Source organism: Nostoc flagelliforme FACHB-838 (assembly GCF_014698065.1).
Lineage (GTDB): Bacteria > Cyanobacteriota > Cyanobacteriia > Cyanobacteriales > Nostocaceae > Nostoc > Nostoc flagelliforme_B.
This window is the reverse complement of record NZ_JACJSI010000225.1, coordinates 1-9,610: the sequence shown is the minus strand read 5'-3', so window position 1 is coordinate 9,610 and position 9,610 is coordinate 1. Positions and strand designations below refer to the sequence as shown.

9 protein-coding genes and 1 pseudogene are annotated in these 9,610 nt (G+C 40.3%); 9 read left to right on the top strand and 1 reads right to left on the bottom strand.

Features of this window, described 5'->3' with window-relative positions:
- The first annotated feature begins 148 nt into the window (after positions 1-148).
- From H6G97_RS38295 to H6G97_RS38255, 9 genes and pseudogenes are all read left to right on the top strand, one after another.
- Positions 149-427, top strand: a complete 279-nt coding sequence (locus H6G97_RS38295; RefSeq protein WP_190945902.1) for a hypothetical protein — start codon at positions 149-151, stop codon at positions 425-427.
- Positions 428-761: 334 nt separating this feature from the next.
- Positions 762-980 (top strand): hypothetical protein, encoded by a 219-nt coding sequence (locus H6G97_RS38290; protein WP_100903457.1) that lies wholly within the window; start codon positions 762-764, stop codon positions 978-980.
- A 91-nt stretch (positions 981-1,071) separates the two neighbouring features.
- On the top strand, positions 1,072-1,608 hold the full coding sequence (locus H6G97_RS38285; RefSeq protein ID WP_242055842.1) for a hypothetical protein: 537 nt from the start codon (positions 1,072-1,074) through the stop codon (positions 1,606-1,608).
- The gene (locus H6G97_RS38280) at positions 1,598-2,308 is read left to right on the top strand and encodes a hypothetical protein (protein ID WP_190945901.1); all 711 of its coding nucleotides are present in this window, start codon (positions 1,598-1,600) and stop codon (positions 2,306-2,308) included. The genes H6G97_RS38285 and H6G97_RS38280 overlap by 11 nt, the downstream gene beginning before the upstream one ends.
- 163 nt (positions 2,309-2,471) lie before the next feature.
- Positions 2,472-2,882: a hypothetical protein gene (locus H6G97_RS38275; protein ID WP_190945900.1), complete on the top strand. Its 411-nt coding sequence runs from the start codon at positions 2,472-2,474 to the stop codon at positions 2,880-2,882.
- Between the two features lie 83 nt (positions 2,883-2,965).
- Positions 2,966-4,788, top strand: a pseudogene (locus tag H6G97_RS38270) (hypothetical protein).
- Between the two features lie 15 nt (positions 4,789-4,803).
- Positions 4,804-5,481, top strand: a complete 678-nt coding sequence (locus tag H6G97_RS38265; protein ID WP_190945899.1) for a hypothetical protein — start codon at positions 4,804-4,806, stop codon at positions 5,479-5,481.
- A gap of 194 nt (positions 5,482-5,675) precedes the next feature.
- Complete coding sequence (locus H6G97_RS38260) at positions 5,676-6,341, top strand: hypothetical protein (RefSeq protein WP_190945898.1); 666 nt, start codon at positions 5,676-5,678, stop codon at positions 6,339-6,341.
- 256 nt (positions 6,342-6,597) lie between these two features.
- Positions 6,598-7,500, top strand: a complete 903-nt coding sequence (locus H6G97_RS38255; RefSeq protein ID WP_190945897.1) for a DUF4351 domain-containing protein — start codon at positions 6,598-6,600, stop codon at positions 7,498-7,500.
- Positions 7,501-7,669: 169 nt separating this feature from the next.
- On the opposite strand, the gene H6G97_RS38250 is transcribed toward H6G97_RS38255, so the two are convergent.
- Entirely contained in the window at positions 7,670-8,929 is a 1,260-nt protein-coding gene (locus H6G97_RS38250; RefSeq protein ID WP_190945896.1) for an AIPR family protein, read from the bottom strand.
- Between the last annotated feature and the right edge of the window lie 681 nt (positions 8,930-9,610).

The following is a 9,610-nucleotide window of genomic DNA, read 5'->3' as shown; positions in this document are numbered from 1 at the left end:
TTTCCTTTCCCTGCTCTTGTTGCAGGTACTATCACGGGTCGAGTTATGGCGGTGTAACACTCAATTGCGCTATTCATCCTCACGGCTGCGAGGGTAGTCAATGCCCGGATTGGGAAACTCATCAACTATTTAAATAAAGAGCAAAAAAATGACATTCACTCTGGATAATCGCTCTCAAAATAAAGAATCGTCTCTGACGCAAGCATTACGGCAGATACAGCAGTTAAACTCCAAAATTGCTGTGTTGGAGCAGCAGCATCAAGATTACGTGCAGAAGCAACAGAATTTGATTGCTGCGATTGCCGAAATCTGTGTTTCTCCAATGCAGGAAATACAGGCGCTGCGGATTCTGATTTATCGGGGAGAGGTAGCCTGTCGGCAGTACTTACGCTCGGTGTTGATCAAACAAAGTCAGACTTCAAAATAGCCATAAAGCAGATGAAAAAACCTACTTTAAGTAAAGGAACCAAAAACCGGAGTTCTCTGCAAAATTCAAAAAAATGAATTTTCTTTCTCATAGAGGCGCGAAATCAGTCAGAGCAGGGGATTAAGCAGACCATGAGACAGCTATTTTGACGGGATTACTAGGGTTTTGAGCCTCGTCTAAATCATTCGCATGTCTCAAAACCTTGATGCTACGGCGTTTGAGGTCGAACAGAGTTTCATGGTCTGCTTGCTTTTTACCGAAGGTATAAAAATTGTGCCTTCGGTATCACTGCATCAAAACGCATTGGATGAAAGATTTTATAAGTAATTGCATTATGTCAAACAAACACTTATTGAAAGTGAAACGGATTCATCCTAAAGAATTTAAATTGAAGCACGGATTATCGGTGTCCGAGATTCATGAACTAAGCGACTATCCACCAGAAACTCTTAAGCACTGGTTAGCTGACGAGCATAGCAGTCGTTATCAACAACCAAAAGAATCTGTCTTAAATCATTTTGGTTTATTAGATTTATATTTAAGCGCTTTTTAAATTCAAAAAGGTCACACAGACACTACCCGCTTCGACGTGGTTTTTTTATTATAAAAAAGCAAGGTCAATAGATAGTCAATAGTTGTTTGTCATGGACATCAATATTGATACAGATATTGACAATGGTCTTGATACAGAGATTGATACAGAGATTGACACGGATATTGACTATCTTTTTGAGACTATTGACACGGATTTGACTAAGTTCATGAAGTCACAATGGAGAGAACAACTTTTTCATCAAAAACCAAGCCAATCGGGAGTCAATTTCTTGCTTTTACCGATGTCAAAAGCCAAAGCAACTAAAATTTTAGGCATCTGCCCCCGTACATTAGAACGGTGGACAGAAGTAGCTCAACTTGTTCCAGAGTATAGATTAATACTCTTAAGAATGAAAGCTTTTGCTCAAGAAAAGAGACTACGTGCGCCATTAATGACAACGTATCAAGTATGGGTAGTAGGAAAGATTGGCGAATTGTTTTCTGACATTGTTCAAGGCATTGATAAAAAGCCCCTTGTTGAGGCCATTATTGAAGCTAACAAAGGTGAATATACTCGCAGCAACTTTGAACAAGAACAACTTAGATTTACATCATACGGCTTAGGAGAAATACATCATGTCGAATAGCATATTCACCCGTGCAGAATTATTTGAATTATTGAGTGCTAACTACAAGCCAGAGCAAATTATTGCTGGATTAGAACAACTGGCTCAGTCAGATCCAACAGTTGATCCAAATGCAGAAGAATTTCCTGTAGAAATCAGCGATCGCTTAGAAAAGTTGTTCAATCTAGCGCAAGCAACCCTCGACAAATCGAAGCTGTTAGAAGGTGGGAGCAATTTGGCAAATATACAAACGGCTGCCATAGAAAGTGTAAGTGAGCAATTACATCTTGCTGGAGTCAGCCGGGAAACGTTTAAAGCATTCTTGGACATTGTGGCAGGCAAGACTGTTGCTCAAGCATTGGCAGTTCATCAATTTGAGCAAGAGTTATTCGATGAAATAACCAGCGAGCTTGATGTTCGCTCATTGCAGCGAAGGACAGAGCAAGGCTTTGATGAAATAGCGTTTATTTATCAGTTGGCCAAAAATCCCGAAATCAGGCAACAAATTACCCAAGAGTACGGGTTAAAGACTGGGGATGAGATTAAGCAACAAGTTCAAACCCTCACTACTACTGCTACCCCTGGTTTTGACCCGGAAGCATTCTTACAAGAACTAGGAGTACCAACACCCGAAAAAAAGTCGAAGCTACCAACAACAATTCAGGACTTGAAAAATTTGACACGCTCTTTGTTGAGCAAACAAACTCAGTCATCAATTTAAAATGGCGCAAGTTCTTCGAGCAGAATCTTTTCGGATTGTCAGTCATTTTTTTTCTAGTTTGTATTGGGCTATCTGTTTACATACGTATTATTAATGCACCGCCACCCCAGACAACACAAACTATCGACGGGCAACAACCGTAAAATATTCCGGGTGAGTGCTTATGAAATACCAAAAGCAAGCGATGTTGGGGTTATTGGGCATGGGGTTAATCGCAAGTCCTTGGTTATCGCAACTGCCAGCCCAATTTAAGACTTACTCTCACGGCATTACTATTCGAGAGTCTGAAGAATTAGAACGCATTAAAGCCGAGCAAAGGGCAGAAACCGCCGACAAAATTAACTCTCTTGGAGTTACGCCCTCATTCAGTAAGTTACGAATCAGGAACTATCTAGATTCAAAAAAACGTAACCCTAGACCCGACACTACAGGTTATTTAGAAGATGAGACAGTTTTTGTGTATGACTCAACTGGTTTTTGTATTGGACGCATTGAACACAGGCAATGGCGGTGGAAGTATAGATTCAAAAACGCTTGTAAGAATTCGCCACTGTATCAAGATTCCCGTAATTGACCTTTTGCTTACAACGTAGCCTCAATGATGGCAGGCGAGATTGGTTACAGCATTTGGAAACTTACTAAATAAAAGGAGAAGACATGGAACAAATACCAATGCTTGGTACAAAAGAAACGGCACTTTTACGTGACGATTACCCCAGCATTGAGTATTTGGAAGCTGGGAATGCCGCCTCTTGGTTACAGGAACGACAGGATCAGTTGTTAGTTCGCGCCAGGGACGAGCGTAATGGCATGAATCTGGCGAAGTTCATCACACTGGCCACCGCTCTTACTGGTGCAGTTTGTTATGCTACCTCTCCTCTTGCTCCCATCGGTGCTGTCGTAGCTGGTGTTGGTTATTTATGGTCAATTGTTCAGGACTTAAACGATACTTATCAATTTGCACCAATCCCTTTTATACGTGGTGGCTTTTTTGAGTTCCTCTCGGCAATGGGAGATAGTGTTGCCAGGGACGAATACTTTGCGAACAAAAATGAACTGGCTGACTTGATGCTGCATCTGGAGCCAATGTCTAAGTATGAGTTTGCCATGCTCAAGCAATCATCTCATGTGGTGTGTGAATACTTGAGCGCCGTTGAGCCAGGGAAAAGATTTTATGCTTACGTTGGTTACTTGATTGGTTTATTCAGCTACGTGGGCAGTTTCCCACCCGTGAGCAATTGTCTGGGCATTTAGCGCAAGTGACAATTGATCCACGAGTTAACTACCAACAAGTAACAGTTATTCAAGAGGCCATACAACCACAAAACCTTGGTATCCCACAAGCTCGATTTGCTCAATTACCAAATCATGCTGTGGGAGCAAGGTTTGAAGAGGACAAGGAGCAGGGTGCGGGGTGCATGGGAGAGAATCTTTCCCCTCTGCCCCCAGCTAAGAGCTCCCCTGCTTCTTCTTCTCCAGTCAATACCGAAATCTCCACCTACACCACTAAACCCCAAGTGCAGTATGACCTAATCGCTCACATTGCTAAAAAAGTTACCAATATGCTATGGGTTGGTGTCCCTGGTTCTGGCAAGGGCATCACCATTAGCAATGCAATCGATGCTATTAAGCGACTGCATCCTGACATACACATCTTTTATATTGACCCCAAAGGTGACGAGAAAGAAACGGGTTATTTCAAAGGTCGTGTTGATACTTTTAAACGGGCTAAAATCCTAGAAATGTCTCCGGTCGAAGCAGTCTTATGGGTCAAAGAATGCTTTACCGAATTTCAAAATATCTCTGGCTCCAAGCTGATTATTTTAGATGAAGGAACGGCCGTCTGTTCCAAATTTAAAAATACCAAGGGTGAGATTGGTTGGCTCAAGGACAAAATCATCTCTTACTGTTCTTGCGGTGATAGTTCCGGTTGGCATTTCTGGATTGTCGTGCAAAATCCTCACACTGATGACTTGGGCATTTCTGGCGGACTGCGATCGCAGTTAACCTCTGTGGCATTGGTTCATCCTGATAACGTCCCAGCTTACAATGCCATGATTGCCACTCAACTCATCCCCAGCGATCGCAAGATTACTTCAACCCAAGTCATGGAGATTGCTGCACAATCACCAGTCGGTCGAGCAGTTTATTACGGCGGCATCAATGAATGGATACCAATGCCTCTGTTAAAGAATTTCTCTGGTTATGACCGGGATACCAAAAACTTTATTGACTCTGCACCAAGTAATAAGCAAACCTCTCAAGCCGAAACTAAGGAGTCAACCACACCAACAACCCAAGCTCAACAGATGTTGGCACTTTTAGAGAAGACGAAAGCCAATTCCATTGATGAGTTTATTCAAAGCGAGTTGAAACTAGACGGAGTTCCACCAGATTTAATCCGCTTAGGAATCGAAAGATTGCTTCAGAATTCACATCTTAAGTACAAATTCGGTGGCTGCAATAGCAATCAAAATTAAAATTTGGAGAAAAATATGCAATCAGTTCTTAATTTTTTGTCACTACTACGACATACCTTGATTGTCGGTGCGCCCTGTTCTGGTAAAGATTTTTTAGCAAGCCACGCTATTAAAACACTTAAACAACAGCAACCTTCTCTTACTGTTTATGTGATCGACTTCAAAGGAGATCCTAAAGAAAGCCATTACTATGCTTGTGCTGATTTCTTGCGAACTCAAAACTCTACTACTATTGCGGCTGAAGAGGATGTGTATCAGTTAGTGTCGTGGATACAGCATTGTTTTGCTGAGTTTGAGTCTATTGAGGGTAAAAAATTATTGGTGTTATCAGAAAGCACATTAATTTTTCACTTCTTTGCTCTCAATAAAAGCAATAGAATTTGGCTTGCTAATAAAATTATCAATTATTTGTGCTTGGGGGATGCGAATGGTATTTATATTTGGTTAATTGGGACAACTATGACTATCGAGAACATTGGAATTAGCAGTAGATTTAAAGCCATGCTCAATCTGATTTTAATTATGCATGGGCAGAGTTTGCCTTTTTATAACCATATTTTGGGTACAAATTGTTTTCCTAAAAACTGTAAATTGAGTATCGAGGCTATAGGAGCGATCGCTCAACAATCTCCTCTAAAACGAGCCGTTTACCACGATGGAGAATGGTTGCCTATGCCCATACTTAATTCTTAAGAAGAGTTTAGTAGTTCGCTTTCGTGACTTGGCAAACTACCACATATTTTGTTTTTTTCATAATTGAATAATGGGACTTGTAACCCTGAATAAATCAATTTCCAGTTTCAATTTCGCCCTGGAAAAGCGAATTACTCGGTTAGTCGCTACTTCTTGATACCTTACTTATCAAATCTTTCAAACTCGGTAAACCTATGCAAGACAACAATCAAAGCAACTCCCCATCAGCAGCCTCAAGCCCTTTAGAAAAGTTAACAACGAGTGTTGTTAACTTTATTAACAGTCTCTCTCAAAGCTTCAAACTATCAGAACGCGAACTACTAGTTCAAAAACAGTGGCTACACAATATGCAAACTAGTAAGCTTCTGAAAGAACAACAGGATTTCATCAATGAAGCTAATCAACAGATGCCTATACTATTAACTTCCAAGTCAAGATTAATAATTCTGGAAGCAATACTTGTCACTCGTGCTAGGAATGGACAACCTATAGATGATTTAGTGACGGCAATTGAAGTAGTCAGGAAGAACGTTCTTGAGATAGATATCCAGCCCAATCTCAATTTAGAAAAGGAGCAAAAAACTCAACCTCAGAAAACCAAAGATGCACTAATTACACATCGTCACCAGTACGAATTACCTGTTCTGAGCGAAGTTGGTCATTTAATCACTGATGTCCGAAACCTTATATTAATTATGCCTCTAATTGCGGCTCTATTTGTTTTGATTTTGCCGATTACTAGCCCAAGAATTTGCGATTCTTGGGAGAATGCTACTGGCACTTATGAAAACAAAAGTTTGTTTTGTCAACTTTTAGGTGATTTGAACCGCTTTTTTCAAGACTATCAAAAGCTAAAATGAATCTTCTAGCTCTGGCAACAATCGCCGGAGCTTAAGCAAACTAATACGGAGTAAATCATTCAAAGATATAACATTAATGTTAATTTAATCAGTCAAAAAAAGACTTTCTTAGCTGATAAGCCTGTAGAATAGGTATTGTTAACATTTTCAGTATTAAATAGGGAAAAATGTAAAATTGGAGCGTTTGCATTTTTAAAAGCTACTCTTAAAAGAGATAAAATATTAATTAGAATAAATAACTTTCATAGTAATTTAAATGACTCGATTTATTCATGACCAATTTGCTAAAGACTATTTGGAAGAGTTACTAAAACCTTATGGAAAAGTAAAAGCTTCTAGCCGTGTAGCTGGTGAGATTAGAGAAATTGATGTTTTATTTTCTCCTGCTCAACAAGCTAATAATTTAGAGATGCTAGGAATTCTGGGGAAATTTGCAGCTACATCTGCTATTTTTGAACCATTTCGCAATCCTGCCTCTGAGGAGGAAATCTGTGATTGTTTGCTGAAACTATTGGAAGTAAGAGGTGCTTTACAACGCGAAGCTAACCGCAATAAAATCTCTATTAAAGAATTAGAAATTCCGAAATTGTGGATACTTTCTCCAACCGTATCTGTGAGAATACTTTCAGGTTTTAGTGCAATCCAAGCATCTAATTGGGTGTCTGGAGTATACTTAATGGGGGAGTATTTGCGAACAGCTATCGTTGTAATTCATCAACTGCCACGTACTCAAGAAACTTTGTGGTTAAGAATTCTCGGTCGAGGGAAAGTACAAAGGCAGGCTATTGATGAATTAGAAGCGCTATCATCTAATCACCCGTTTCGTAGAGCCACGCTAGAATTACTGTACAATTTACAGCAGAACTTGGTAATGTCTCAAACTGAAGAATCAGATGACAGGGAGTTAGTTATGCGATTAGCACCACTTTATCAGCAAGACCGAGAACAAGCTAGACAGGAAGGACAAGTAGAGGGAATTAAGCAAGGTGAAGAACGTTTAATTATACGTCAACTAAATCATCGTTTTGGTGAGATTGACTCTTCAGTACTTGAGCGAATTCGAGGTTTATCTACTGACCAATTGGAGACTTTAGGAGAAGCCTTTTTAGATTTTTCATCCCTCACTGATTTAGAAACTTGGTTAGACCAAAATCTCTAAATAAAAAGCTTGTGCTATTATCTCTTGCCTGGAAAGTAGATGCGCTCTTATCAAGGAGGTTTGGGGCAAGGGGGAAAGGCTTCGCCGTGAGCGCAACTTCTCTTCTTAGGCTGCGCCTAAGCGTAGCTATGCCGCAGGGTTTACAGCGAATCAGTCGAACGATAAAAAGCTATTTGAGAACAGTAATTGCACCATCATTTTTACCTTTTCCCCTCTTGTTTATACCTTGTGTCACCTTGGATTCTGACTCTACCTTACTGAAGTTAACCATTTTCACCAAGTGCTGATTTAGATAACTCTGCGCTGAGATATACAAGCTTTCCCAAATCTCTTGATTGCGGCTGATTTTTGTACCGACTGTATTCCCTGCTGTTTTCTCCGATACCAAGTATTTGCGGAAATAGTTCATCCACAAGTGTTGGAGAAAATCTTCAGCGAATTCGTTAAACGGCAGTATCCATTTATAGTCCTTATCCAAAAATACCCGATAGGATGCAATTATCGGTAGCGCGAGGTCAGTTGGCGCACCAAACCCAAATGAATACTTGCTGTCAGGCAACAATGTAGTTTTACGTATATCAATTGATGCTAAATCGTTAGAACCTTTTCTTCTGGGGTTGCTGATATGGTCTTGGATAATTTCATACAGCCTTTGTTCTATCCACAGAGCATGAGTTAGCAGAGGCAGTAAAGCGGTTAACCGTTCTCTTTCTGCATCTGTGATGTTACTTGGAAGACTCATCCCTGCTGGGTGTTTGGTTCGTTTATTACCGTCGGGATTGTATTTATTTCTATCGAGGCAGTAAAGGAGCTTGAGCAAATGGGTGACATTGCACTGAGCGTTTCTGGGAGCGCCGCTTTGGTTTTGGTAATAGGCGATGCGAAATTTTCTATCTTCTGCTCTCTCTAACTGGACTAAATACTGCTTGATGAATTTGTAATCACCTCTGGCGTTAACTTTGGAGCGAGAATCTACTGGCGTTGTCGTATTTGAAGCTAGGGCTATGTCCTTAGCTGATTCTTCAGTCAATCCGATGTGGATCGTAACTTTTACCCTAGCTTCGGTTAAATCATATTTGTAATTTTTCGCTTGCTCAAAAGCTAAAACTGTATGTCCCCCGTTGATAATCCCATCGCTACCGCCCTCGTTAGCTTCCAAAATCTCTAGTTCTAGCTCGGTTTTGTTTCTGTTGGGCTTAACTTTATTGGCTGACAGAACGATTCCACTGTGGCGAGAGAAGAATTTTACGGGTTCGGTCGTCAGCGAGTCGAAGATTTGTCTGTAGGTTGAGCTTTTGCGGTTTGCTTCCCGAATATTCGGTTCTAGGGGGAGGTCTGTTGGGAAGCTGTCTACATGGGCTGTGGCGATAATGCAATTGGGGTTGGCTTGAAAATAGTTATCTATTTTGATGTTCCAAGTCTTGGGCATACAATGTGTGCAATGTCAGGGGAATTTCTATGTTAACCAAAACTAGTACAGGACGGCATAAATAAACCACCCATTCCAGATCAATGAAATGCATACCATGTATTAATCTTGAATTTTGAATTTTGAATTTTAAATTACGCCTTGCGGTACTAGGGTGCAAGGTCTGAGGTGTAATACCTGGAGGAGCTAGCTACTAAAAAACTGGACAACCTGGAACCACATTTGGGCACCAACAGCGCTTTCAGCAGTTGTATCACTTACTTCGCGCTCTGTGCTTTCAGCAGTTGTATCACTTACTTCGCGCTCTGTTATCAAGACGTGCAATCGTAATATTGTGTATCAGGCGGTCAAGTCAGACAGATGACCAAAATCAAGTCAAATTCTGCTTAGAATCACAGTAGTAATATATTTAAATTTCCTAATATTAAGAAAATGAAATTGTACTATCTTCATAATCTCCAAAATGCCAAATCCAGAATTTAAATTCTTTATCAATTTCATCTACTACTTTTTTATATTGTGCAGCATTTTTCATTGTAAAATTAGTGATTAATGCGGAATATTTACCCAGGGTTAGCGCGTCTCAAACCCTATTGACAAGCGGACTTACCTGATCAGCAGTCAAGTTAGAAACAAAGTGCCACTATCCAGGCTAGGGTAAGATTTAATCCATCTAGCCCC

Excerpts from the sequence above, each read along its gene's own strand:
- H6G97_RS38295 (WP_190945902.1), top strand. The coding sequence starts at position 149 with ATGACATTCACTCTGGATAATCGCTCTCAAAATAAAGAATCGTCTCTG.
- H6G97_RS38290 (WP_100903457.1), top strand. The coding sequence starts at position 762 with ATGTCAAACAAACACTTATTGAAAGTGAAACGGATTCATCCTAAAGAA.
- H6G97_RS38285 (WP_242055842.1), top strand. The coding sequence starts at position 1,072 with ATGGACATCAATATTGATACAGATATTGACAATGGTCTTGATACAGAG.
- H6G97_RS38280 (WP_190945901.1), top strand. The coding sequence starts at position 1,598 with ATGTCGAATAGCATATTCACCCGTGCAGAATTATTTGAATTATTGAGT.
- H6G97_RS38275 (WP_190945900.1), top strand. The coding sequence starts at position 2,472 with ATGAAATACCAAAAGCAAGCGATGTTGGGGTTATTGGGCATGGGGTTA.
- H6G97_RS38265 (WP_190945899.1), top strand. The coding sequence starts at position 4,804 with ATGCAATCAGTTCTTAATTTTTTGTCACTACTACGACATACCTTGATT.
- H6G97_RS38260 (WP_190945898.1), top strand. The coding sequence starts at position 5,676 with ATGCAAGACAACAATCAAAGCAACTCCCCATCAGCAGCCTCAAGCCCT.
- H6G97_RS38255 (WP_190945897.1), top strand. The coding sequence starts at position 6,598 with ATGACTCGATTTATTCATGACCAATTTGCTAAAGACTATTTGGAAGAG.
- H6G97_RS38250 (WP_190945896.1), bottom strand. The coding sequence starts at position 8,929 with ATGCCCAAGACTTGGAACATCAAAATAGATAACTATTTTCAAGCCAAC.